This is a genomic window from Margalitia sp. FSL K6-0131, from assembly GCF_038008735.1.
Classification (GTDB): Bacteria; Bacillota; Bacilli; order Bacillales; family Bacillaceae_C; genus Margalitia; species Margalitia shackletonii.
Genome location: NZ_JBBOZS010000003.1, coordinates 20,748 through 44,370, shown reverse-complemented (window position 1 = coordinate 44,370; position 23,623 = coordinate 20,748). Strand labels below are relative to the sequence as shown.

The 23,623-nt window shown below is 31.8% G+C and carries 31 protein-coding genes; 2 read left to right on the top strand and 29 right to left on the bottom strand.

All coding sequences use genetic code 11. The features are described from left to right. Positions 1 to 47: 47 nt before the first annotated feature. The 3 genes from NSQ59_RS27780 to NSQ59_RS27770 are packed head-to-tail and all read right to left on the bottom strand — an operon-like array spanning position 48 to position 1,259. Positions 48 to 179 carry a hypothetical protein gene (locus NSQ59_RS27780; protein ID WP_340833417.1) on the bottom strand — a complete coding sequence of 44 codons (132 nt, stop codon included), beginning with the start codon at positions 177 to 179 and terminating at the stop codon, positions 48 to 50. Positions 180 to 197: 18 nt separating this feature from the next. After that, the gene (locus NSQ59_RS27775; protein WP_340833416.1) at positions 198 to 908 is read right to left on the bottom strand and encodes a restriction endonuclease; all 711 of its coding nucleotides are present in this window, start codon (positions 906 to 908) and stop codon (positions 198 to 200) included. Positions 909 to 926: 18 nt separating this feature from the next. Next, positions 927 to 1,259, bottom strand: coding sequence for a hypothetical protein (locus tag NSQ59_RS27770; RefSeq protein WP_340833415.1), 333 nt, complete (start codon positions 1,257 to 1,259; stop codon positions 927 to 929). A 288-nt stretch (positions 1,260 to 1,547) separates the two neighbouring features. Here NSQ59_RS27770 and NSQ59_RS27765 point away from each other — a divergent pair, with 288 nt between their 5' ends. After that, a complete protein-coding gene (locus tag NSQ59_RS27765; protein ID WP_340833414.1) occupies positions 1,548 to 1,730 on the top strand; it encodes an aspartyl-phosphate phosphatase Spo0E family protein in 183 nt (60 codons plus the stop codon). 50 nt (positions 1,731 to 1,780) lie between these two features. Here NSQ59_RS27765 and NSQ59_RS27760 read toward each other — a convergent pair whose 3' ends face one another. The 7 genes from NSQ59_RS27760 to NSQ59_RS27730 form a co-directional block, all read right to left on the bottom strand. Then, positions 1,781 to 1,966, bottom strand: coding sequence for a hypothetical protein (locus tag NSQ59_RS27760; protein ID WP_340833413.1), 186 nt, complete (start codon positions 1,964 to 1,966; stop codon positions 1,781 to 1,783). Positions 1,967 to 2,013: 47 nt separating this feature from the next. After that, on the bottom strand, positions 2,014 to 2,181 hold the full coding sequence (locus tag NSQ59_RS27755) for a hypothetical protein (protein WP_340833412.1): 168 nt from the start codon (positions 2,179 to 2,181) through the stop codon (positions 2,014 to 2,016). Positions 2,182 to 2,237: 56 nt separating this feature from the next. Continuing rightward, positions 2,238 to 2,570, bottom strand: coding sequence for a hypothetical protein (locus NSQ59_RS27750; RefSeq protein ID WP_340833410.1), 333 nt, complete (start codon positions 2,568 to 2,570; stop codon positions 2,238 to 2,240). Positions 2,571 to 2,654: 84 nt separating this feature from the next. After that, entirely contained in the window at positions 2,655 to 2,900 is a 246-nt protein-coding gene (locus NSQ59_RS27745; RefSeq protein ID WP_340833409.1) for a hypothetical protein, read from the bottom strand. A gap of 43 nt (positions 2,901 to 2,943) precedes the next feature. Then, positions 2,944 to 3,234: a hypothetical protein gene (locus NSQ59_RS27740; RefSeq protein WP_340833408.1), complete on the bottom strand. Its 291-nt coding sequence runs from the start codon at positions 3,232 to 3,234 to the stop codon at positions 2,944 to 2,946. Positions 3,235 to 3,398: 164 nt separating this feature from the next. Beyond that, positions 3,399 to 3,650 carry a hypothetical protein gene (locus NSQ59_RS27735; protein ID WP_340833407.1) on the bottom strand — a complete coding sequence of 84 codons (252 nt, stop codon included), beginning with the start codon at positions 3,648 to 3,650 and terminating at the stop codon, positions 3,399 to 3,401. 257 nt (positions 3,651 to 3,907) lie between these two features. Further along, positions 3,908 to 4,198 carry a hypothetical protein gene (locus NSQ59_RS27730; RefSeq protein WP_340833406.1) on the bottom strand — a complete coding sequence of 97 codons (291 nt, stop codon included), beginning with the start codon at positions 4,196 to 4,198 and terminating at the stop codon, positions 3,908 to 3,910. A 169-nt stretch (positions 4,199 to 4,367) separates the two neighbouring features. Between NSQ59_RS27730 and NSQ59_RS27725 the strand changes: the two genes are divergently transcribed. Further along, on the top strand, positions 4,368 to 4,757 hold the full coding sequence (locus NSQ59_RS27725; RefSeq protein WP_340833405.1) for a hypothetical protein: 390 nt from the start codon (positions 4,368 to 4,370) through the stop codon (positions 4,755 to 4,757). Between the two features lie 153 nt (positions 4,758 to 4,910). Here NSQ59_RS27725 and mobP2 read toward each other — a convergent pair whose 3' ends face one another. From mobP2 to NSQ59_RS27635, 19 genes are all read right to left on the bottom strand, one after another. After that, entirely contained in the window at positions 4,911 to 6,065 is a 1,155-nt protein-coding gene (gene mobP2, locus NSQ59_RS27720; protein ID WP_445669253.1) for a MobP2 family relaxase, read from the bottom strand. A gap of 494 nt (positions 6,066 to 6,559) precedes the next feature. After that, a complete protein-coding gene (locus tag NSQ59_RS27715) occupies positions 6,560 to 6,982 on the bottom strand; it encodes a hypothetical protein (RefSeq protein WP_340833403.1) in 423 nt (140 codons plus the stop codon). A 2-nt stretch (positions 6,983 to 6,984) separates the two neighbouring features. Continuing rightward, entirely contained in the window at positions 6,985 to 7,245 is a 261-nt protein-coding gene (locus NSQ59_RS27710; protein ID WP_340833402.1) for a hypothetical protein, read from the bottom strand. A gap of 192 nt (positions 7,246 to 7,437) precedes the next feature. Beyond that, positions 7,438 to 8,322 (bottom strand): coiled-coil domain-containing protein, encoded by an 885-nt coding sequence (locus tag NSQ59_RS27705; RefSeq protein WP_340833401.1) that lies wholly within the window; start codon positions 8,320 to 8,322, stop codon positions 7,438 to 7,440. Positions 8,323 to 8,359: 37 nt separating this feature from the next. Continuing rightward, positions 8,360 to 8,716: a hypothetical protein gene (locus tag NSQ59_RS27700; RefSeq protein WP_340833399.1), complete on the bottom strand. Its 357-nt coding sequence runs from the start codon at positions 8,714 to 8,716 to the stop codon at positions 8,360 to 8,362. A gap of 114 nt (positions 8,717 to 8,830) precedes the next feature. Next, positions 8,831 to 9,931 (bottom strand): lysozyme family protein, encoded by a 1,101-nt coding sequence (locus NSQ59_RS27695; RefSeq protein WP_340833397.1) that lies wholly within the window; start codon positions 9,929 to 9,931, stop codon positions 8,831 to 8,833. After that, the gene (locus NSQ59_RS27690; RefSeq protein WP_340833393.1) at positions 9,932 to 11,866 is read right to left on the bottom strand and encodes a VirB4 family type IV secretion system protein; all 1,935 of its coding nucleotides are present in this window, start codon (positions 11,864 to 11,866) and stop codon (positions 9,932 to 9,934) included. It abuts the gene before it with no gap. 15 nt (positions 11,867 to 11,881) lie between these two features. Continuing rightward, a complete protein-coding gene (locus tag NSQ59_RS27685) occupies positions 11,882 to 12,544 on the bottom strand; it encodes a hypothetical protein (protein WP_340833391.1) in 663 nt (220 codons plus the stop codon). Next, positions 12,534 to 12,878 carry a DUF5592 family protein gene (locus NSQ59_RS28060; protein WP_445669252.1) on the bottom strand — a complete coding sequence of 115 codons (345 nt, stop codon included), beginning with the start codon at positions 12,876 to 12,878 and terminating at the stop codon, positions 12,534 to 12,536. Before NSQ59_RS28060 ends, NSQ59_RS27685 begins: the two co-directional genes overlap by 11 nt. Before the next feature lie 8 nt (positions 12,879 to 12,886). Then, entirely contained in the window at positions 12,887 to 14,971 is a 2,085-nt protein-coding gene (locus NSQ59_RS27680) for a pLS20_p028 family conjugation system transmembrane protein (protein ID WP_340833390.1), read from the bottom strand. Positions 14,972 to 14,993: 22 nt separating this feature from the next. Continuing rightward, positions 14,994 to 15,731 carry a hypothetical protein gene (locus NSQ59_RS27675; RefSeq protein ID WP_340833388.1) on the bottom strand — a complete coding sequence of 246 codons (738 nt, stop codon included), beginning with the start codon at positions 15,729 to 15,731 and terminating at the stop codon, positions 14,994 to 14,996. A 19-nt stretch (positions 15,732 to 15,750) separates the two neighbouring features. Then, complete coding sequence (locus tag NSQ59_RS27670) at positions 15,751 to 16,440, bottom strand: hypothetical protein (RefSeq protein ID WP_340833386.1); 690 nt, start codon at positions 16,438 to 16,440, stop codon at positions 15,751 to 15,753. Between the two features lie 158 nt (positions 16,441 to 16,598). After that, a complete protein-coding gene (locus tag NSQ59_RS27665; RefSeq protein ID WP_340833385.1) occupies positions 16,599 to 17,693 on the bottom strand; it encodes a CpaF/VirB11 family protein in 1,095 nt (364 codons plus the stop codon). 27 nt (positions 17,694 to 17,720) lie between these two features. Next, positions 17,721 to 18,410, bottom strand: a complete 690-nt coding sequence (locus NSQ59_RS27660) for a flagellar assembly protein FlaJ (RefSeq protein WP_340833384.1) — start codon at positions 18,408 to 18,410, stop codon at positions 17,721 to 17,723. Beyond that, a complete protein-coding gene (locus NSQ59_RS27655; RefSeq protein WP_340833383.1) occupies positions 18,411 to 20,609 on the bottom strand; it encodes a VirD4-like conjugal transfer protein, CD1115 family in 2,199 nt (732 codons plus the stop codon). Positions 20,610 to 20,631: 22 nt separating this feature from the next. Further along, entirely contained in the window at positions 20,632 to 20,865 is a 234-nt protein-coding gene (locus NSQ59_RS27650) for a hypothetical protein (protein WP_340833381.1), read from the bottom strand. A 123-nt stretch (positions 20,866 to 20,988) separates the two neighbouring features. Continuing rightward, a complete protein-coding gene (locus NSQ59_RS27645) occupies positions 20,989 to 21,390 on the bottom strand; it encodes a hypothetical protein (RefSeq protein WP_340833380.1) in 402 nt (133 codons plus the stop codon). Positions 21,391 to 21,450: 60 nt separating this feature from the next. Further along, positions 21,451 to 23,031 carry a toprim domain-containing protein gene (locus tag NSQ59_RS27640; protein WP_340833378.1) on the bottom strand — a complete coding sequence of 527 codons (1,581 nt, stop codon included), beginning with the start codon at positions 23,029 to 23,031 and terminating at the stop codon, positions 21,451 to 21,453. A 49-nt stretch (positions 23,032 to 23,080) separates the two neighbouring features. Further along, positions 23,081 to 23,620, bottom strand: a complete 540-nt coding sequence (locus NSQ59_RS27635) for a hypothetical protein (protein ID WP_340833377.1) — start codon at positions 23,618 to 23,620, stop codon at positions 23,081 to 23,083. Between the last annotated feature and the right edge of the window lie 3 nt (positions 23,621 to 23,623).

Genomic DNA, 23,623 nt, shown 5'->3' with positions numbered 1-23,623 from the left:
ACGCAAAAACTAATCCTTTGTAAAATTTATTCGTGGTTGTCATTAGATCATTTTCCTTGTTTCTCTTTATATAACTCTACTAATTTTTCATCATTTAATGATTTTAGATATTCGTAACTGTACAATGAAACCAATTCTAATACTGTAATCATTTCCTGACGTTCCTCTAGGCTTATCATCTTAATTCACCTCATAATTTATTTAGCAATCTGCCTGGTATTTTTGCATATGGGATATTTCGAACAAGCAAAGAACTCTCCATATTTACCACTTTTAACAATCATAGGATTTCCGCATTTAGGACAATTAATAGTTTTAGGTGCAACAGTTTGTCGAATTTCCTTTGGTGTAACAGAAGGATTTATTTTAATAATCATATCTTGGAGTCCATTTCGATCAATTAATTTTACATTTGTAGACCTAGCTAATTTTTCTGCTGCTGGAGTAAAGAAATTATTCGTAATTACCCATGCCTGATTTGCATTATAATATTCTTTTGCTGAAACAATCTCCTGCACGGCTTTTATGCCAACTTTATCTCTGTATCTTTTAGCCTGTACAACTATGCGCTCTTTCCCTTCCAGTATTAGATCGGCTCCAAAATCATTTGTTGACGGAGTCCCTTTGGCTTTATAACCAAGACCTTTAAATAAAGCAACTAAATATTTTTCAAATTGCAAACCATCCATTTTATCAATTTCGCGAATTCCTGACTTTCTTAAACGGGATTCAATTCTATTATTTTTGTAAAAATAATAGGCAATAATTATTAAAATAAGAATAAAAAAAACACTTATCGCAAGTGTTAGTGATTTTGTATAGTAATAACTGATTCCCGATAAACACAATATTAAAATGAACAGAAGTTCTGACTGTGCTTGCTTTTTCCTTTTCTTACTTTTTCTCATCAACTCACCTCTGTATTTTTACAGTAATTTTTTAGTTGTTTCATTTTCTTCCCATTTTGATACTTTATACAATAAAAATAGTATGCTGACCATAATCAGAATAAATATCCCTATTATCAATCCTTTATGATGGCTATTTCTTGTGATTTCTACCAAGTAGGTAAATGTTGGCGGCAAAAATTTTATCGCTGTAATGAATATTGCTACTCCGACTAAGATAAAAATATATTCGACTTTCCTTAAAACTATCAACATTATCACAACACTAACTACAAACAATGTAATTAAAACGGGAGTGGATAAAAAGCAACCGAGTAACCCTCCGAAGAGTGCACTAATAAAAACAGTCATATGTTTTTTCCCCTTTTTGATTAATCTTTATAAAGCCCCATTTCCTTTGCTTTATCCAGTATTATTTTAGAAATTATTTTTCCTTATCTGTGTACACTTCACCGTAATCTTTAATAACTGCTTCGGCATGTCCTATAACAAACCATGCAAATCGAATTTTCTTTTTCTATTTCTGATTCATCTTTCTCCATTTCTATTGCCCCTTTGATAGTGATTTTTTTATTTCAATTTTCAACAAAATATGTCATAATATTACAAATTATAGGTTTAAAGAAAGGGTTGATTATTATGACTAATCTCCTAGCCAAAGACAAAAAGGAATTATCAAACAAAATCAACCATCTTAGACAAGTCATGTATTACGTAGGTACCCAAGAAGGGTTAAATGCAGCAGAAACTATTCAAGTCAGCCAAGAACTAGATAAACTGATTGTAAAGTATCAAATTTTAGTTATGCAGGGACGAGAGTGAAAGGTCAAATAACATGGTCTGTTCAAAACGATAAGCCCTGCATTCTCCTTTTATCCTTTATTAACTAGCTTATGGTTCACTTGAGAGAGATCCGTAAAATGATATGACATTCCAGTACCCATTTTTCCAAAGCCAATTATATTCTTTACCCTTGTACTGTCCTTTTCTTTATGTGATTCAAATTTGATTGATTTATCACTATTAACACCACCTACAAAAAGTCCTTTATGCTCCATTATTATCCCTCCTATTTTGTAAGTTCTTCTTGAACTACGACTTAATACTAATCAAATAAATCTCTTAATTGTTGTTCAGTTAAGTGATACCATTTCTTTTGCTTTCCTTCTTTATCTACAAATGTATGTGTACCATGCGACCACCCAACATACGTTGTATTATTGGCTTCGCAGAATTTCATCCATAAGTCCACAATGTCGTATGCTTTAGTCAATTTAAAACCCTTCCTTTATTTCGCATAATTGTTCATATCTGAAACGAACTGCGACATTAATCTTCCATCCAATTATGAATATGAATGTCCATTGATGTATCACATTCATAGCATTCAAAATTAGCCGATTCCTCTAACTCATAATCTTTTAGATTGGCTCCACATCTCGGACAAAAATTAATTGTTTTAGCTTCCCAACGTTCTTTTGTCGTAACAGGTAAAACTACAAATGGTTCATATTGAATTGTTTTATTTGTCATACCTAGAACATCTGTAATCGCTATTTTCTTAGCTTCATCAAAAGTAACATCATTTTGAGTTTCGGCAGTAATCGTAATTCCTTCCTTATGTGCCACTATTCGATAAATCATTTTTTCTTCTTTGCTCATTTTTGATTCTCCTCTACTAAACATAAGATTTCAACTGTTTCTTAAACTAGAACTTTTTTCCGTAACTTTTAATATTAATTTGAATCACAAATCATAAGTCATTCTTATAACTTTTTCACCATCAATTTGACCATACTCGATTTTTGCGTTAATAGGTGCTAATTCTTCTTTAAATTCATTCTGTTTAAAAGTAATAGATTTTCTCGCTTTCCCCAATTCACATAAAATAATGTTTCCCTCTACTCTTGTATTTTTCCCCTCTTTAATTGAATCAAATTTGATTGATTTCTCATTATTAGCCCAACCTATAAAAAGCCCTTTATGCACCATTATTATTCCTCCTATTTTGTCAGTTCTTCTTCGTAAAGCGACATTACATAATGTTATAGAATTTCTTTATTTCTATTAGATTAGGATGATTCGCTAAATCAGCTAAATCACATAAATACTCAACTTCTTCTCTAAAATCATCGTCCATATCGTACTTTGTCCTATAAAATGCTTTATCATTTTCATCATAAACAGGCAACGTATAAGCATCATAAGGAGGATATGGTAGATAAACTACATTTTCATCAATGACATAGTTCTCACACTTTTCTAATCCTGTAATTGGACACCGTTCTGGAGCTTCTTCAATCATCTTTTTCACATTGTTTTCCATTCTAAATCATACCTTCCTCTTCGTACTACGACATTACTTGTTTACTTCTGTCCCACATGTTGGGCATTTATATTCATAGTCTTTATTAATTTCTTGTCTGCAAAAATCACATTTATTATTCATTTTTTAAAGCTCCCTTCAATCTTCGAAATACGACACTAATCTTATTCGTACTCATATGCTTCTTGAACCATTTCAAATTGTTCAGTAGGCAATACATCCTTTGCAACCTGACACCAGTAACCTAAATCTTTAACGGCTTCAACTAATTCATTTATTGCTTCGTCTTGAGTTACTTCTTTTTGATCTAAAAACCAGTTCCCTTTTTCATTTCTTTCCAGTGTGGGGTAGCGTCCCGAAAATGCGGATTTACAACGGTTAGCTGTTTTCAGCATTAAAAATGAAGGATTTAACAACGATAAGACTTTTGAGACAAGTCATACGAGACACTAGCAAGCTTTATTTGACGCAAAATCGGTTAAGTCTCAATAGATTAAACCCTATTGGAACAAGGTTTATTTCCTTAGCGTTGTTATTACGCATAATCCTGACGCTACCCCAGTGTGTGAGCATTCTTTTTGTGTAAACATACTTTAATATTTTCCATTTTAATTCCTCCAGTTTACTTAAAATTTGCGGTTAATAATTGGTCTGATTACTAACGAACTGTTCATCAATATTCTGTTGAGCAAATGATACAAGGCTTAGTGATATTTTCCTTTTCAATTACCCAAGAGAAAGGTTTTTGGACAAATAATTCCCCACCAACATTTCTCATATATAACTGTGTAATCATTTTTTCTTCTTCTGGCAAATCATCAACACTTACAAGCATTGTGTCATTAAGACTAACATCACCTAAAAATTCTTCTTCGATTTCATCTTCGTTAAATCCTGTTTCTTTCTTGTAATATTCCTTTGCTTGTCCTTCGTTTTCTGCACAAACCCAATCATAATCATTCATTTTAAAAACCCTCATTTCCATCACCTTTCTTATGTCTCATTTTGGATCTGATATTCTTCAAAACATTTTTGTAGATAGTTTTATTTGAATTCTGTAACCACCCTCTTAACTTATCTACTATTTACAACTTAATAATTTAATTATATCCTCGTCACAGGGAGGGGATATTTTGAATGATTTTGTTAAAGAAGTAGAATACTTGTATTACCATAAAAAGCTTTCTATAAGACAAGTTGCAAATCTTCTAGATTGCTCTGCTAGTAAAGTTAAGCATTGTCTAAACACTGAACTTAAGGGTGCCAGGTCACTCAAAGAAGGATGTGTTTTACGTTCAACTACCAAATACAAAGAAAAGCTTCGAAAGACTCAACTCGGTGAAAAAAATAACCAAGTAAAGCTAACCACAGAAGCTGTCATTAAGATCCGTCAAGAATATGAACAAGCTATTAATGAGGGTGCACAAAAAACTGTTACTCAAAATTATCTTGCTCAAAAATACAACGTTAAACGTCCTACAATTTCTGATATTGTCCTACAAAAAACTTGGAAGCATGTCTAAGTTTTCTTTTTTTATGAACTTTTGTAAATTGCATTTATAATAAAAAAAGAACCACATACCTATTCGTGTGTGATTCTCCATACTACTATTATAATGTAATTACTCTGTCAACTAACTGCCTTTTTTGTGCCAAAATGCTGCCATATGACATATTTACCTTTCATAATCATTTGCGTTTTCTATTTCTTGTTGTAAGCGTTCATAGTACATTTGATTTTTCCAATTTTCATATTCATTATTAAAGTGACGTTGTAACTTTTTTAAAGAAAAATGGACCGACATATTTTTCCGTAAGATTTCCCTGGTATTCTTCTTTTCTGAAGCTTTTGGTTTTTCACGAACTACCCTATATGGCATTTGACTTTTTTCTTTATATTCCCGCATTTCCTTTAAAAAAGCATTTCCTAACCTAACATAAAGATCGTCAATCTTATTCTTTTTAAAGTTTTCATAAAGCCTTTTTTCCTTTGTGCCTTCTCCATAAGCTTCTTTCATCATTTTTACTTCTCGATCAAGTTTTTCATTTAACGCTTTAAAATCTTCTTTATGATATTTTTCAATGTAAATATTGCTCATTTCATCAATTAATGGCTTTAAATGAGAAATAGAATGGTAGTTATAATTCCATTGTCTACGATCATTTGGTAACTCTTTGAGTATAGAAAGAAATAGTTTTTTTGTTTTTCGATTACTCAAGGAAGATATATTCTTTTTTTCTCCAACAATATTCTTCCTTAATAAGTCATTTATTTTTTTATACTCTTCGCTGCGATCCATAATATTATTTACAACTTTTGATTTCATCATTGAAAGTGTCTGCGGTTTTCTTTTTCCTCTTGTACGCGTTGGCACAGGTTCTACAGTAGCAACATGAATGTGTATATTGTCAGTATTAAAATGGATTGCAGCAGACCAAATCGCACTATGTTTCATTTTTTCTCTTTTAAGCATTTCATCCATCGCTAATCTTGTAGCGTTTTTTAATTTTGATTCATCAATTGTTTTAGTCTTTTTATCAAGAATTCCATGCTTTTCTAACCACTCATTGTCAAAGCTTATGACATCTTGCCACATTACACTCCCATTTTTTTGTGCATGCTGAAAGACTTCTTTCAATTTCTTTTTTTCATTAATTGTTAACGAATCAGATGTTTCCGTAAATAAGGAAGAAGTCTTTTCTGGATTGTCCATATAATCCATGTATAAATCATAATTTGCTAAGCGTTCCTCCAGTTTAGTAACTTCCTCTTTTTGCTTTTCAATGTGTTCTTTTATTTTTACAATATATCGTTCTTTTTTCTCAATCATCGACTGAAGGTTGTCCTTTTTATTGATAATGTAGGTATCTATGAGTTTAGAAACTTTTTCAAACGCTTCCTCTTCCCCCGTATAATCTTCGATTTCTTTTATTAAATCCTGATAAATAGGTTTCAGTTCTTTTTTTTCTCTCCAAGATAAAATGTCATTCTCATATTTGAATAACTCTGCAATGGAATCAATATTGTTCATATAATCATGATATTTATCATATTTTTCTTTTCTTGCAACTAATTTTTCTAGCTTTATTTTTTCTTCTTTTTGCTTGTTATATTTTTTTTCAATATCTTCTTTTTTATTTTTAATTTTATTTTGTTGGTTTTCCTTTTCTGTTTCAGCATGGTTATAACTGAAAGAGGAAAATTTACCATACATTTTATTTCGCTTGGCTTCTTCTCTGTCTACATATTCAACATAATCGGTGTAGGTTTGTGATGAAGAATATAGGAATTTTGTTTTTAGAACAACTCCCGGTGTGGTCATTTTTATTCACCTTTTTGTTTGACTTCTCTTTCCAATCTTTTTAAACGATAGGTATCAACTTGTTTTTTTACTGCTGCTTCTGCTTCTATTAAACTTTTACTTTTATATTTCTCGGTAGTAATAAAGTTTTTGTATTCCTTTTTAAATTCTTTATCAATAAATACGTGGTTAAGAAGTTCAAGAATTACTTTTGTATTTCGATCTGCCGTATTAGTTCCGAGCCGTATACGAACTAAATCATTATGAAGTTTATCGACAACAGCGTTTGCTATGTCATCAATATATCTATTCGATAATTTTTTATGCTCTTCTATGATTTTTTCTAATGCTTGGCCAATTTTAAGACCTCCATTTTCTTTTCCATAGTTTTCGATATATTGGATTGTATCTTCTAACAGATACAAATTTTTTTGTGTTTTCTTCACCCTTATTCACCATCCTCCATAAGAGTTAATTCATCTATTATTCTTATCATTTTTTGCATTACTAAAGTGTTTTGATTAAGTGCAGCAAGTACTTGATTATTTAACTTTATAAATCTTTCTTCTTGTTCTTTTAATTCTTTGGTAGCTGATAAATTTTCGAGAACATTTTTCAAATATTGTTGTCGTGATTGCTTCTTTTTTTTCGCTTGTTCATCAATCATTTTGACCGTGTACGGATCTAAATCCCTAACTCTAATTTCCATGCGTGCATCACATCTCCTTTGTTCCCCCTACCCTTTGGGAAGGGGGAAAGAGCATAAGGGGTTTTTGTTCCCACCGAAGGTGTGAAGTTAGGCAGTGCCTAACAAAACCGTGGGAACAGATAAAGACAATTTTCTATATGTTTTCTACATGGTTTCTATAGATTTTCTACATATTTATGGACTGAATTTTTTCTACTTTTTTTGATTTTCTTGTTGAAATTTTTGTGCGGCATCTTTTAATTTTTGTTCTAACTTTTTAATTTTTTCTTGCGTATCTTTTAATTTTTTCCGCATATCATTTTGTGTGTCTTTAGCACTTTGAATGCCATTTTTTTTCGTGGTTATTTCGGCATTTGTATCCGTAATTTCATTTTTTGTTTGGTATTTTTTATTTACTTCCAGTTCTTTTATTTGCTTTTGGAGTTCTTCAATTATTCCATCTTGTAACGAGATTCCCTTTTCTAAATTATCTATTTCTATCTTCTGTAATCTGATTTCGTTTTCAATTCCGTCCGTAATATACTGTTTCTTATTTTTAATGGTTAATGACTTATTTACTTTTATTTCTCGGTAATCTCCATACAAATTCAGCTTCGAAATTGTGTTATTAGATTGTGTAGTTGATTCTGTTGTTTCGCTATCATCTATCGTATTTGTATCCATTTGATCGTCTTTTTCTTTAATAAATAATCCTACAACCTTATATTTTTCAGGCACTTTTTTAATTTGGATTACATATACATCGTTAGAATGAAAAACTATTTTTAATGGTAAATTTTTTGCTGGATTTTGCTTTTCTTTTGCAACAAAAGATAGTTTTGCAGGAAACGGATTGCTCGAAACATTTTTTGCTTTAAACTCAATTTCCATTAGATTCTTTTTAGGATTATACTCCCATCGTTGTAAAGTTATTGCTGTTCTATCTAATGTCCTTAATTCCTGATTAAAAGGTGTTTGCATTATCGGATCGCCATCATACATGTAAGTCTTAGATGTAAAAAATAAAATCGCAATACATAAAAGTACTGCGATAATGATAATATAACTTATATTTTTTTTACTCCGTATGATATTCAATGTTCGCTTATCTCCCTTCTTTATGCTGATTTTTTACTTATATTGTTCTAATGTGTTCTAACTTTTGCATTGCCTTTTCAAAATTCCCCCAAATATAATTAATGATGTCAAAGCAGCTTTTTGCATCAGTTTTGTTTGGTCTAAATAAAAAAAATCTTTTTGTCATGTTTTCATATTCATAAAAGTCTGGATATTTTACTTCAATTATTATCTTGTCTTTTGGTATTTTCCGAAGTGATTTTCTTTTGTTATAACCAAAGAGTTTTTCTATATCACTTAAGGTTGTTTTTTCACCTTCGGTTCCTTCCAAATGTTTATATACACAATATCCTAAGTCCTCAAAATATGCGATTAAGAATAAAGGAAAGTGTGGTATGGGAGAATCAATAACCATTATTGTTTCTCTTGAAATATCCTATTTTCTATCATGGATGATATTATTTTTATTCCTTTTTATTCCTCACTTCTTTATTTTTTTTAGCTTTTTAGTCATATGGAGTAAGCTACATTAAGGAAATTTAAAATAGTTTCTTGGGTTCATAGCGTGACCTTTATCGTAATCATTGGCGCTTCTAATTTCTAAATGAAGATGACTTCCTGTTGATTCCCCGGTGTTTCCTTGTTCTCCAATAACGTCTCCTTTTTTCACCTTATCGCCTACTTTTACAAATCTTTTTCTCATGTGGCCATATCGACTATACAATCCATTTTTATGTTTTATTGTCACCATTTCACCATAACCTCCACTTTGTGAAGTAGGTAAGGAAGCAACAACAACCCCGTCATCTATTGCAGAAATTGGGGCACCTAAATATGCAACCAAATCAATTCCTGCATGCATTTCTCCCCACCTTTGTCCAAATTCTGACGTTACTACAAACGGAATATTCACGAAAGGAAATTGAAAATTACTTCCGTTGTTATCTCCGCCTGTAGGCATTAAATATCTTTTTATATGATCTACATACATAAAATCGCCATAACAGGCGGAACCCTTTTGCTCTGCATAATGGCATTTATAAATTCCTTTGTCTTTTAATCTTTGATACATTTCACTAGAATATTTGAAAGCCGTATCCAGGGAATATTCTTCCTTATTATCCGCTAACCAAAATGCATAATTACTACCGAAGTTATACGTTTGCCAAACCAATTCAATACTAAATGGTAGTTTTAAATACTCCAATAACTCTGTAATTTGCTCCCACCTAATTGCGGCCTGCTGAACGCTTTCATCAACGGTTTTAATCATCCCAATTTGACCGTATTTGCTTTCTGAAGCCTGAAAAACATCGGGTGGATTTCCACCACTTTCTTGAAGCATTTGGGCTAAAAAACATGGTGTATATTCTTTCGAAATACCTTCTTTATCTAATTCCTTCTCGACAATAGAACGGTATTTTAAGACTTTTTCTGCTGCCGGTGATTGTATTAATTCCCCACATGTTTGTGTGCCGCCAATTTGTGTGTTATTTGAATTGTTTGAGGAATATAGAAATCCTATAATAAGTAAAAGGAGTAACAGAAACAAAATAATATAGATTGTTCCTGTTACTCCAAATATGCTTAACCATACATGCCTTTTAATAAAATTTATAATAAGCTTCAATTACAATCCACCTCTGAATAGAGCAAGTTCTTCGTCACTAGCATCTACTTTAAACGAGACGTTTCCAACTCCATTTATCGCAAGTATACACTCCCCTTCCTGTAGTTGAGGAATACTCCCTAACTCACTTTCACTTAACTGCCCTTCAAAAATTTGGCGCATAGTTTTGAGTGAGTTTGAATCCTGCTGCATGATAAATTTGTATTGTGTAAGTTCAAATAACTTTTTGATTTCTCCTACTACCTCCGATGGGGCATCATCTGGAACGTAATCTCGAATACTTTGAGAAGCATAAATTAAACCTGCTAAATACTTTCTAGCTTCACGTTCAAAGTCCGTTAAAAATTGCACGGCCAGCATATTATTGATGTTGATTAAACGATGGGATTCATCAATGATGATTAAATAATTGATAATGTCTTCAATAGCCAAACCATCATCATATAAAGCATCTAATTGTGGTTTTCCATTTTGAAGCATGTTATCCCAAAGCAGCGATAAAATGCTAAAAAGTTGTGCATTAAAGATTTCCTTTTTTAATTGTGTGAGATTCCGTATGGAAAAAGATACAATGGGTTCCTCGATAATATTTTTTATTGTTGAATGTCCATCAAATAAGTATCCGTAATTATGCACGATATTCTCTAGTGTTAATTCTATTTTTTCTAATCTTTCTATCCTTCCTTTGCTTAGATTCTTCCGAATTTCTCTTTGCCCAATATCTGAATATAATTCTTCTTGTACATATCTTAAAAAATCACTGTACGTTGGATATTCTGTTTCATCCAAGGTTGTAATACCTGTTGTTTCGATACGCTCAACCAATCCCATAGATTCATATAATCCCCTAAGTACCTTTTCAAAATCTTTAACATCTTCATCTAAGGCATTAGGGGAAAGAAAGCGATATGTCATACTTAATTTTGACAAATGATTCATAAAGGATTGATGTTCATTTTCTGACGTTTTTAAAACTTGTAGAGGATTAATGATATCTGCACTTCCATCAAGTGCAATAACTTTTCCATCTAATTCTAATGTTAGTTTTTCAAATTCCCCAGTTACATCTATAGATCTGACTTTATCACCTCGTATAGCTCTGTCTAGCATTAATTTTTTTAGGAGTGTCGATTTACCAGCGCCCATTGTACCTGCAACAAGTGCATTATAATATCGTCTTTTCTTATCCTTATGAAATATATCCAGGATAACATTTCCACCCGTGTTTGTTGTCCCAAAGAAGGTTCCACGTGGGTCATTCAACTCTGAAAAATTAAAAGGAAAGGAGCCTGCTAATGCAAAAGCAGATAGCGCCTTTCCTTCCCGTTTTGGTGGTAACTTCAACTGTTCCTCATAGGGCAAAAAGAGTGACTTCCATTCATATTCTGATTCATTTAAGAATATGGAACCTCTAAAACTATAGCCCTCTAAATCTTCTAAGACTTCTTTAACCTTCTGTTCTAATTCTAAGGTTGTTTTTCCATGCACAAATAATCTAACATGCATATACTTCATTACTTCACCTTGTTGGCTAATTTGTTGATAGAGGTCTACTAGTGATTGTAATGAATTTGATGAGTCAATATGACTAATTGCATTTTGTTGAGAATTTAAACGGTTAGTCTGTTCTTCCATGCTTTTATTTACTTCTGCTACGGCTTTACTGCGATCTTCTGTTGCAATGTCAGTTACTGCAATTATATCTTTCATATTGACAATATTGGCCAACCAAAAGTCCGTTGCTTCGGTTGGATAATCGTAAATATGGATAACTGCTTCATAACCATCCCCTTTTTTTATGTACCGTTCAGGAAAAGATACACCGCCTTGAGGTTGGATTGCTGCTAAGAAGGAAGGGTCATGTTTTTGCTTTTTCTTCTTGGTATCTAAATCATTCTCTTTTTCTTTAAAAAACGATAGTATATTCTGAATCATGAAATCCGTTCCTTTCTATAAGATTTTTGAATTTTGATTATTCATTTTGAAAATAATGTCGCATTTCTTATTTTCTGTAATCATGCTAACTCCTAAAGAATGTTTGGCCAGTCTTATTACCGTTTTTCTTCTTTCAATAATGGAAGTTAAATCCCTGGCATAAATAAACAAAAAATATTCTAAGTTTGTTCGGTGTTTTTCTAACAACTGTAATTCAAAATGTTTTTGATGTAGGTATTTTAAAAAGATAGGATTATTGGTTTTATCAATTTTTCGTTGAATATATTGTTGCTGCTCCGTAGTATTAACCGGGAAACTTAACGCTACTTCTTTTATGTCAGGAATATACGTTCTTAAAAACTTCGTATATTCATATATATTTCGTTGAACTTCGTCCTCATTAAATGAATAAATGTCTCTACTTTTGATCTGTAAAATGTCCATATACCCCGTCTTGGTTACAATTACATTATTTTGTTCATCATATGATAAAAATGGTAATATATCTTTTGTTTGATGAAGCACTCTAGCCTTCTTCTTTTTAGGTTCTGTTTCTTTTCTTTTTAACCGATACTTTTTAAGAGAAATGAAGGTTTTTCTTTTTTTCTTTGAATCGTCGCTTTCCAAAGGGTTTACAATAATAGGTGTAATTTTTTCACTTTTTTCATTACTCTCCAATTGAATTCACCTCTTGAATGTTAGCTTTGTTTAAAGCAATCTCATTTTCAATAGCATGGACATCTAATGAATGATATTTGACTTTGCTTTTGATTAAAAAATAATAATAGGAATGGTAGTTTCTTTTTTTAGGATTGTTTAGTGACGGCAGTAGAAAATATAACGTAATTCCTAAAAAGAAAATGTAATATGGTATAATCAATATTTTATGGATATAGGAATCAAAACGACTGACAATGAAAAAAACCGCAAAAAAAATCACTATATCTTTGAGATATAGTGATTTAGTTATTTTAATTTCGCTTTTTACACTTTTTGGTATAGTATATCGCACTTTTTATTTTACTCCTCTCTCTTATTTCCTATATTTAATACATCCTTTAAATGCTGACTGCTATTTGGGGATGAGGTTAAACTTTTACCTTTTATGAAGTCATTTCCTTTTCTTAACGATTGTCCAATGTTATATCCTGTATTATGCGCCTTGGCATGCGTTTCTTTCATCCGTTGTCTAAATCTATTTTGCCCTCCTAAAGTATATTGATGTTGAGGAACTATATGGCCGGGATTTAAAGAAGAATTGGCTTCGGTTTTCACCCCATTACTTTGAGCCGGAGATATATTTGTATTTAATTGTTCATTCAAAGGACTGAAAGAATTACTTTCAGATTTTGCTTGACTATCATTCATAGGTGAAACAGAACTTAAAGTATTACCATGTTGGTCAAAAATAGGTGTTGATGTACCTATGTTGTTATTAAGGTTATGCTGTCTTATCCCTGGCTCAATTGGTTTATTAGCTGCTTTTCCATTCGCCTGATTGTTTCTCATATTACTATTAACAGGAACATTTGGATGATTGCTACTCATTCCATTTTGGCTAACAGGAATATTTGGATGGTTATTACTCATTCTGTTTTGACTAATAGGTACATTAGATTTATTTCCGTTTTGTCCATTAGTATTAATAGGCATATTAGGTTGGTTATGATTTTTCCTATTCATACTATTTGTACTATTGATTGGTTGGGTATCATTGAGACTATTTACATTCGTATTATTTGGTATACTACCACTGTTTTCAGGATTATCCATACTTTGGTCATTTTGATTAATCTGTGAGGTTCCAGACGATAACTCTGTACTTGGGTTACTGCTTGGATTGACCCCACCCTTCATGTCCTTCATCGACGGAACTTCCGATTGTTTAATTCCGTTACTAATACCTTTTGCCATTCCAGTAGCACCACTGACCAAACCGCCCATTTTTCCTGCTGCATTTGCTACGGTATTTTTTGCACCTTTAAGTCCTCCGGCAACTGCTTTTACTCCAAAATAACCTCCAGCGAGTGTTTGCCATCCACTTTTCAGCCCTGCATCTATACCTAAAATACGCTCTACAATATTTGGCCCATCAATTAACGCAAAGCTTCCAGCCACAAGTAATAATAGGCTTCCAAAGGAACCTATTTTTGAATCTACGGTTGATATCCAACCCGAATAAAATATATATATTTTTAGTAACAATGCAATAAAGAAAAGTACCGCAAAAGACGATAGAATATGACTTAATATTTGTTTTGTCCTTTGACCACTGGATAAATCTGTGACCGCAACAATAGAACCAAAGATTTTATTAAATGCTAATTCAAACATAATCCTTCCTGCTTTTACAACCGTAACTACCAAGGCTATTAATGTTGTTACTAACGAGACTATAATAATAATGAAATTCATCTTCCATCTGTAGTAGGATTCATCGCCTATCCCAAACCAACCTGAATCTAATTCAACCTCGGTAGGGTTACCTTTTACATCGGTAGCTACTTTATATTTAAGAACATCATTTTTAATGTTTTTATCGTCTGGATCTATTGTCTCTGTTATATCCAAATATTTAATTTTATCCAATGGAAGCATATTGACATAGCCTTTACTTGGACTTTGTAGTTTGAAATCTTTTTGCGCGTAATAATAAACATCAGCTAAATTTTCTTTTACAATTTGCGCTGACGAATTAGCTTTTTGACTGTCACTTATTGCATTAATGCCATCTGTCGTAATTCCATTAAGTTTTACCATTAATTGCGGTAAAATTAGAACAAATGTTATAGTTAGAATAATATTAAATACGATACTCGAACGATCTTTTAGTTTATTAAAAATTAACTGATAGCCTATAAAAATAATAGATATACCCAGTAAGACCCAAAGTACGGGTCTAAATTTAACAAGCAGTTTACTTATGGCATCATAGTTAAAAAAGTCGTTTAAGGTGAGTACTTTGTCTGTGACAGATTCAACTCCATCAACACACCACATTAAGCCTTTAATAGTTAACCAACCTAATTCCCTTATCCCGTAGGTGAATATATTGGTAACTTCTAAGATGTCTCGAAATTTTTCTAATATCGGTAAAACATCCATTTTTATATAACCCCCTCTCGTATTATAGTTTTAACGAAATATCACCTTTTTGTCGTTGTAAATATAATACGGATACTAAAATTGAGACAAAGAAGACGAAGCATATTATCCCCGAAAATGACAGATTCAAAAATTGACTATAAAGGTTTTTCACAAAGAACTTCATTCCAATTGGGGTCAAAAGGACAATACCATACATTGCGTATACCTGGTTTGCCTTAAATGTTTTTCTTCTCCATAATTCGTCTCTACTTGTTATTTCAAAATTTATATCCTTGTTTGGCTGCTTAAACATATCTTTTGCATTGCCACCTTGTTCATATTTAATTTGAAGTGTTTTATGAAATACATCTAAGGCACTGAAGTTATATTTTTTAAAGTGGGATATGTCTAATTGTCCTTTATTCCTTAATGTATCAATGGTTTTTTGAATATCTTTTTGAATTTGCGGATCAACAAGTTCCTTTGTTTCTTCTAAGGCATAAAGAACATTTTTTCCTGTTTGCAGAAAGAATGCAATAGAGGAAGAGTATTTATTTAATTCTGTTAGGAGATATAACTCTTTCTTAATTTTTTTGTTTTGGGCAGTAAAGTGCTTTAAGATAAACACTGAACCGATAATTCCCGATAATATAGTGAAGAGTAGATTATTAGAAATCACGTAGAAGTAAATTGCACACAATAAAAAAAAGGTGACTATGTAACCGAAGATAGCCCACCCCGAGAAAAGTTCTTTTAAAATATTTAATTGTTTTTTCATTTTTACCCCTCCAAAGTGATTAATGTTTAAATGCTGTTGGCCTAATAGCATATAATGGTTTATTTTTACTATCTATCAAAATACTATGTCCCCTTGGTAAACAGTCGGTTATTTGATGTATTTCAGGATAACGAAAGGTATCATTAAAAATGACCTTATACGGGAACGTTTTTGTAAGTTCATTCCATTCTTCATATAAATTTTGGACAGAGAGAATGATATGAATGCCGCAGCCATTAACGATTTCTAAAATTTCTAAGAATATATCTAAATAGTTTGGCGAAATTAATCGCTGTCCCTCATCTATGACTAAATAATCAATATTCAGTTTGTATAGATCAGCAGGAAGCTTGTAAAGTATGTCGTATATGGCATCCAAATAACTTTTTTCGAAATATCTATCCTTAGCAAAATAAAGATTTATAAAATTTGCTTTCGTTTCACAAAGTCGTTCAATTTGACCAACTGAAACATTTTCACCATTAATATTATTGGTAAACTCCATGTTTTCATTAAAAAAATCCAAGAGTAAGATTTTTTTGTTTTTGCATAAAGAACCTTCTATTAAATATCTAAGTGTTTGAGTTTTTCCCGTTGCTGCATAGCCCATCAATACTGTATTAACGTTATAAAACTCCTTCATTTCAGGGAAAACAAATGTATTTTTGCCTTTTCCTAATGCTCCTAAAACAACCTGATTATTTCTCATTTTTTTACCTCCTAAATAAAAAAACTTACAAGTCAATAACGACTTGTAAGTTCTAAAATTTGTGTATATAGTTCTTCTTAATATGAGGGGGATACTAATAATATACATCATTTGGAGTGACATTAGTATGCCAATATCCTGCCGAAATAATGCCTTTTTTATGCCACTTTTTCTTTTGGAATAAAACACTCTGGCAGTTCATGATATAACTCATAGTCCTCTAATGTGCTAATAGTATCCTTAGATAGAGGAGAAAATTCATAGACATCTTTATAAACTTTCTCCTTATGGTCATAAACCTTGTTTTGACGATAAATCGGAATATATTCAGCACCTTTTTCTCCATAATCAATAAATTCTACAACTTCTTTAATATAACGGACAATTCCATTTTCTGTTTCTTTCATCTTCATGTGAATCCCAAACTTCAAATACTCTACAATTTCTTTTCCTAATAAGATTGGATCATTATTTTTTGTACCTTGATTTATCATTTTAATTAATCTACTTGGAATAGCTGCTGCACCCTTAGCATGTAAGGTTGTGATAATGGGATGATCCGTTAATGCGGAATCTAATACATTATAGGCTTCTGCCCCTCTTGTTTCACTTACAAGTAACCAATCTGGATTATTCCTCAACCCAGCTTTTATTAAATCCACAAATTCTATATTTTTATTTCGGTTATCATCAATTAAGGTAGTCCAACTATTAATATCTTTTTCAGGATATAACTGTTTAATATGACTATCCATCGTATCTTCACAGAGTGTAATCTTTTTTGAATCAGGGATTAGCCCTACTAAGGTTTTCTGCAGCTCTGTCTTTCCACTTCCTGTCTTTCCAGAAATGATAATGTTACTATCAGCGCGAACAAGAATTTCTATTAATTTAGCGACATCTTTATTGGCTAAATGGGTTAGAGATTGAATGGCTCTTCTCGGCTTAGATACACGAATAGCAAAGGTCATTCCATAGGGACTTATAGATTCGTGCATGGCATTGACCCGATATTCTTCGATTTCCGTATCCAAAATTGGATTCGATGTTGTTATTTCTTTTTTTTGTATATCCGCAAGTCTTTTAATTAATACCTCCACCTGCTCTAGGGTAGGTTGCACAGGAGAAAGAAACCTCCCTTTTATATTGTGCTGCACCCAACATTGTGTGCCATTAAAAGATATATCTGTAATGTTTTCATCTGTCATTATTTCTTCGACGAAACTTCCTTTAAAAAATGATTGTTGTTCCATACTTATTTTTCCACTCCCAAAAAAGAATTATAGGTGTTTCATTACTTGAGAACCTAAACTTATAAACATGCTTACAACAAATGCAAAAACAAATCCTAACATAATGATAATCGTTGGATTTGCGTATTTATCCATTCTTGAGACACTATATTCAATCAATTCCTTAATTTTATTGGTCTGTAATTTATCTATTAAACCTTCTAATTCCTGTAATTCATCCTTGTTTATCCCGTGTTCACTAAATTCATAAATCATGCCCATAATCATATGCGCTTCGCCAGTACCAATAAAGTCTGCAAATCTCATATAGTGTTCTCGTTCATTTTTTTGACTAATACCTTCAATTAATTTTTCCACTTCTGTTTTTATTGGATCTTCAATATATGGTAATGTTGCTTTAATTGTTTGATAAATATTTCCTTGAGTTTCTAGTAAAGATAGAAAGCATCTTAAAAATTTAGGAAACATAAATGTTTTAATCATATCCGTATATTTTTTTCTTTTTAATAAGTTATAATATGGTAGTTTAAATGATAGGAATCCTACAAAGGGGATTCCTATAAATAAAACATATTTTTTGGTACTAAACACTACTAATATGAAAATCATTAGCAGCAGAAATGCAAATAGCAGCCTTGTTCGAAAAAATTTATTTTTAGATATTCTGAAATAGTCTAAATATATATCCCTATTTTTTTCCGTTAATAACTCCATCATTTAAAACCCTCCATACATTTCCAATGCAATATTTTCTTCCTCTTCCCCGAAATTAAATACATTATTTTCTCTTTTCTCGATGTAATCTAACTTTCTATCCCATTTCTCCCATTCTTCTATGGAGAAATATGGCTTGATTGTCTCCTTAATAAGGGTTAATTCATCATGCTGGAAATCCGTCTTTGCATGGGTAATAAAAGCAGCAAACTGTAAAATTGTTAGTGAATCTTTAAACTTGGTATACGTTTCTAACATATCAGCTGACAGCTTTTCATGAAGAATATTAGATATTTCCTCTAATTCTCCAGGTGTAAATGAATCTATTATTTTTGAGTACTTGTCCTTATGTGTCCTCGTGCCAAAAACAATATCCTCAAGTTTAACTTTTATATGTTCCCCAATAATAGGTAAATTGTTGACCGATTTAGAGGTGTCAAATGTATCTGATAGATATTGCCATCTTGCCTTAAGTTGTGTTTTATCATGATTGTATATTGGTTTTGGTTTTATCTTTTCTCTCTTTAGATCTTGTCTTTTAATTACACGAACAACGACACTTTCTTGCTCTTTTAAAGACATTAATTCATTTGGTGTTAGTAATGGTCTCTCGATATTACTTTCACTATGATTTTTTTCAAATGAAAGTGATTGTCCAGATCGCGATATATCTACAATAGTCTCGTTACCGACCAGCTTAGAAAAATGCTCTGCCGTTGATAGATCATTTGTTAATATATAAATTTGATTACCACAGTTCCCAATGATGGTATCGGCATCTTCCCCATATAATTTTTTCAATTGGGAATACGCTTGGATAATTAAATTAAATTTAATGTTTCTACCTAGGCATACCGTAATAATGTTACTCATTCCCTCAATTGCCGGCATATTACCAAATTCGTCCAAAAGAAAAACCACTTCACGAGTGCATTTTCCACCTCTTGAAATGGTTGCTTTTTTTGCTAACACATAATATAACTGACGAACAAATATTGAAGCTAATACATGATTGGACGAATCATAGTCGGGGGTAACCATAAACACGGCTATTGGTTTTTCTCCGAATCCTATTTCTTCTAAATCAATCGTGTTTTTAGATGTCATTTTTGCATTATTTTCATCCGTGAAAATTTGTAGTTTATCCATTGTGGATGAAAAAATGCCACCCCTTGTACTACCTTTAGCAAAATTACTTGTTGCGTACTGAAGCTTCGCAGGATCTGTTGCAGGGCGACGTTGAAAGAAATTGTCTAATTCGTTATTTCCCTCCAAGTCCTCTTTCTCTCCTAGATTTGCTAAAAAGTTAGCCACAGAGTATAAGGTTATTTGTTCTTCTTTTCCCTTTTTTAAAGAGTCGGCCGTGATAGCCAACACTATTGCACTAAACAAGGACATTGCTGAACTTTGCCAAAATTTATCTTTAGCCGTAGGGTCATTATATAATGTATAGGCTACAGTTCTAGTTAGTTGTTGTGCTGTTGAATAGTCTCCGTTTTTATAAGAATCAATTATAAGTTGTAAAGGATTATAACTTAATGAAGTTTTTGGATTAAGTAGATTTAAGACTAAAACTTCGTAACCACGTTTTTTTAATGTCTCATAACTAGCAGCAGCCAGTTCCCCTTTAGGATCGTTGACAATTAATGATGGTTTTTTTTCTGCCCTTGAATAAACATCTATTGTAGGTACAACAAAAGTTTCACCTTTCCCCGAACGAGTTGTACCAATAATGAGATTGTTAACGGGATTATCGTCTATAAATATCGTATCTTTATACCTTGAAATTACTACTCCACCATTACCGGGATATTCCTTATCTTTTTCTGGAACGGCCCGATATTGTTTTTTTAATTCCGGCAAAGTAGTAAATTCACTTGTACCTCTTTGCCCTTTATTAATATTTCCATAGTTCTTTTTTAATTTATAAACTGTACGAATCAACCCCCACATATTTAAAGCAAACATACCTATATAAAACCAATAATACTTGGGTTTAAATTCTAAGATACTTGAAGATGTTATTCCTATATTTGCTATACTTACGTTTTGGTCTTTAAGGAAAAGTGTAAGAAAATCATACAAACTCAATATAAGCGTTAATATAACATTTGAGAGAAAAATTGAGAGAAAAATATATACAATACTTGCAACTAAAAGTACCTTAGTATTTGCCAAGTACGAAAGCAAATTTTTATTCATATATACACCACCTTTTCTATGTCTAACGCCTTGAAATAAGAACATAATTACTTGTTTCAAGATGATTGTCTTTTGTAAAACCATCGTAGTTATAGTTATAGTGAATATAGACGTATTTCCCAACATCTTGTTTTCCTGAAATAGGACTGCCGTTTTCATCTGTAAAAGATACTTCTAAACCTGATTTTTTTAGGTCTGAACTGACATCTAATACACGACTTGTAACACCGCCTTCTTCATCCACTAATTTTTGCATTTCTGTTGTTACTCCTAATAATTGCGATGTCCTGATATTCTGAACCGAAAGATCGAGACTTCCCGGGATAAAAAAAACGCACAGTATAAATATGCTAATTAAAAGGCCGAACTTCTCACCCATTTAACTATCCCCTTTCAATGTAATTCGTTGTACACTTTTTGATACCACTTCGTTCTTACTATTTAAAAGTTCTATACGGAATTGAATACTAGAAATCTCTGAATCTAATTCCGTAGGGCTTCCACTAGGATTTAAAAAGACATAGTCTATTTTTATAGCTTTTCCATGCTCCTTTTGAGTTTTTACTATATCTAAGATTAGATTTGACATAACGTCTTTTTTATTGATATTTACATCATCATAATTTTGCCGCAAACTCCCTACAACACTTGATTTAAGTGCACTTTTGACTTCTTGTGTAGCACGAATATTTGAATTTTGTTGTGTAGAAAAATAAAAAAGGACTGCTGCCAGTCCTGTAAATACAAACGCAATTATTAAATATTTTAGCCATGATATCAAACAAAACACCGCCTTATCCTAAAATTACTCTTCTTAGTATTTTTCCTATTTAGAGTAATTTCACTTCTCAAGTTCGTTTTTTTTATTTTTTTCCTCAACACCTTTTAATAATTTTTCGGAAAAACTTTTAAAGGAACTAACATAATTCTTTATCTCATTTTCATTTTTCTTGTAGTAGGGAAACCCTACATATTCTTTTCCATTCGATTTACCTACTATCACGTTATTTATAATTAATGATTTATAAGCGACATTTACTGATTTATTACCATTCTGAAATGTATAAGAACGTAAAATTTTTGGGGTTATATCATCCTTTATAGTGATGTTAATCGGTTCCTTCTTAACTTCCTCTTTTAGCCCATGTTTCAGTTCATAAAAATTCTTTACCAAGGCACCTTCTATCATTCGTTTATCATGATTATATTTTGGATCGTCATTAAACACATATACATCACGATAAACATCATCACCACCTTTTTGTCTCGGGTAATTTATTAATACAGAGTCTTTATACTCCTCTACAGTGATATTGTTTAATAATAGTTCCCCATACTGTATTGATACTAAGGCACGATCCTGATCTTTCAAATAAGTCATATTATTTATTTTCACTTCAAGATTTTTATTTCCATTTTCCTTCACTTCAACCATTTTCTTTTCCTTCTCCTTTTCTCCTAAGATACCAAAATATGTATCCTCAAACTTTAGCCTGTCTTTTTGAAGGAATTCATTTGGGTCTTTAATCCCTTCTAAATAATTAAATGACGTGTATTCATGTCCTTCACTTGATAGCACTTTTTCAATTTTACTGTGTGCTTCTCTTCCTGCTTCATCATTATCTAAAGCCAAAATGTGTAGTTTATCTTTAAATACATCGGGATTTTCCTTAATAAAGTCTAATAACTGCTGTGTTTTTCTGTTCCCTGTTAACCCAACTATGCCCACATTCTCATCAATTTCACGAAAAGAAGCTGCATCAATTATTGATTCAGCGTAGACTATTTTGGTAGCATTTTTAGGGATATCATGGAAGAAGATTTTTGCATTATCTAGAGGATTTATTGATAGTTGTATTTCTTTTTTCTTTATTTCAGGGTCAATGGTTGAACGTAAAAGGATATAATCAACCTTGTTCTCTTTATTTTTAATAAAAAAGATTATATTTCGTTTTGTCATAAAAGAAGAGTTTGAATAATCCTTTTTAAGGAGATCAGGTATTCTCGAAAACATCAATTTAACATTTTTCTCTGTCATTAAATCAACACTAAAGAGCGAGGTTGTTTTCCTACTTAGTCCACGATATTCTTCTAACTCAGGGTTTTGGCCATGTTCTTGCTGAAAGGTAAGAAACTTTGTTAACCATTCTATTTGCGATTTTTGATTTTCTGTTAGAGGTTCGGCTTCATCTTCAACCCTTTTAGCTTCCTTTTTTAGTTTGTACGTTTGTGATTTTTCATGAAATTTAACGTTGATCTTTACCCCACATTTGTTATCACGGTTACATTGGATAAACCCTATGTTTTTTTTATAAACGAATGCTTCATGCTGCTTGCATTCTGGACAATCACATAAATAGTACCTGCCCTCATCCGTAGCATTCAGTTCTTCGAGCATATGATTAACACTTGTAAATTCCAAACTAGTAACGTTTTTCAATGTATCACCTCCATATAACTGCCTATATCATTCAGTTTTTAACGGTTCTTTTATTTTTAAAGTTTCTTTCAATTTTTTCTTTTATATCCATCAACACTCGGGGATATCCAGTAGATGATGTTTCAGTAATGTTTAACGGAATAAAAAAAAGCCCTTTCCTTTTAGCAACCTTTTCATTTAATGACTGCTGAAAAAAAGAAAAGTTGGCTCTTTCGGCTTGAAAAATAAGATCCTTTTCTATTTCACTAGCGATTTCAAATCGTATATATTCTTCCCCCAATTTAAACCTTTTGGAAAAGAATTCACTTAACCGCAATGGAGTAATAACCATAAAGTCAGAACTTTCATCAGCACTAAGTTCAATAAGCTTGTCTAATTCTTGATCATTTTTACCTGCACAAAAAACATGGTTTCTTTGGCTATTATCATAATAAACAAAAGGGGAAAAAGACTTGTTTTCCGTCAATGTTTTCTTTGCCTTATTCCAAATTTTCTTTGCTTCTTGATAGCAAAATGTTCCTATTTCTCTTTTCATTACTTCTTCATAATATTGTTCTACATGTGTATCCATTTA

What these genes read in the sequence shown, in the direction of transcription:
- NSQ59_RS27660 (WP_340833384.1), bottom strand. Translation starts at nt 18,410, where the DNA reads ATGATGGAGTTATTAACGGAAAAAAATAGGGATATATATTTAGACTAT.
- NSQ59_RS27740 (WP_340833408.1), bottom strand. Translation starts at nt 3,234, where the DNA reads ATGGAAAACAATGTGAAAAAGATGATTGAAGAAGCTCCAGAACGGTGT.
- NSQ59_RS27670 (WP_340833386.1), bottom strand. Translation starts at nt 16,440, where the DNA reads ATGAGAAATAATCAGGTTGTTTTAGGAGCATTAGGAAAAGGCAAAAAT.
- NSQ59_RS27700 (WP_340833399.1), bottom strand. Translation starts at nt 8,716, where the DNA reads ATGGTTATTGATTCTCCCATACCACACTTTCCTTTATTCTTAATCGCA.
- NSQ59_RS27765 (WP_340833414.1), top strand. Translation starts at nt 1,548, where the DNA reads ATGACTAATCTCCTAGCCAAAGACAAAAAGGAATTATCAAACAAAATC.
- NSQ59_RS27750 (WP_340833410.1), bottom strand. Translation starts at nt 2,570, where the DNA reads ATGAGCAAAGAAGAAAAAATGATTTATCGAATAGTGGCACATAAGGAA.
- NSQ59_RS27690 (WP_340833393.1), bottom strand. Translation starts at nt 11,866, where the DNA reads ATGATTCAGAATATACTATCGTTTTTTAAAGAAAAAGAGAATGATTTA.
- NSQ59_RS27730 (WP_340833406.1), bottom strand. Translation starts at nt 4,198, where the DNA reads ATGAATGATTATGATTGGGTTTGTGCAGAAAACGAAGGACAAGCAAAG.
- NSQ59_RS27760 (WP_340833413.1), bottom strand. Translation starts at nt 1,966, where the DNA reads ATGGAGCATAAAGGACTTTTTGTAGGTGGTGTTAATAGTGATAAATCA.
- NSQ59_RS27635 (WP_340833377.1), bottom strand. Translation starts at nt 23,620, where the DNA reads ATGGATACACATGTAGAACAATATTATGAAGAAGTAATGAAAAGAGAA.
- NSQ59_RS27675 (WP_340833388.1), bottom strand. Translation starts at nt 15,731, where the DNA reads ATGAAAAAACAATTAAATATTTTAAAAGAACTTTTCTCGGGGTGGGCT.
- NSQ59_RS27680 (WP_340833390.1), bottom strand. Translation starts at nt 14,971, where the DNA reads ATGGATGTTTTACCGATATTAGAAAAATTTCGAGACATCTTAGAAGTT.
- NSQ59_RS27775 (WP_340833416.1), bottom strand. Translation starts at nt 908, where the DNA reads ATGAGAAAAAGTAAGAAAAGGAAAAAGCAAGCACAGTCAGAACTTCTG.
- NSQ59_RS27650 (WP_340833381.1), bottom strand. Translation starts at nt 20,865, where the DNA reads ATGCAAAAATTAGTGGATGAAGAAGGCGGTGTTACAAGTCGTGTATTA.
- NSQ59_RS27655 (WP_340833383.1), bottom strand. Translation starts at nt 20,609, where the DNA reads ATGAATAAAAATTTGCTTTCGTACTTGGCAAATACTAAGGTACTTTTA.
- NSQ59_RS27665 (WP_340833385.1), bottom strand. Translation starts at nt 17,693, where the DNA reads ATGGAACAACAATCATTTTTTAAAGGAAGTTTCGTCGAAGAAATAATG.
- mobP2 (WP_445669253.1), bottom strand. Translation starts at nt 6,065, where the DNA reads ATGATTGAGAAAAAAGAACGATATATTGTAAAAATAAAAGAACACATT.
- NSQ59_RS27745 (WP_340833409.1), bottom strand. Translation starts at nt 2,900, where the DNA reads ATGGTGCATAAAGGGCTTTTTATAGGTTGGGCTAATAATGAGAAATCA.
- NSQ59_RS27770 (WP_340833415.1), bottom strand. Translation starts at nt 1,259, where the DNA reads ATGACTGTTTTTATTAGTGCACTCTTCGGAGGGTTACTCGGTTGCTTT.
- NSQ59_RS27710 (WP_340833402.1), bottom strand. Translation starts at nt 7,245, where the DNA reads ATGGAAATTAGAGTTAGGGATTTAGATCCGTACACGGTCAAAATGATT.
- NSQ59_RS27780 (WP_340833417.1), bottom strand. Translation starts at nt 179, where the DNA reads ATGATAAGCCTAGAGGAACGTCAGGAAATGATTACAGTATTAGAATTG.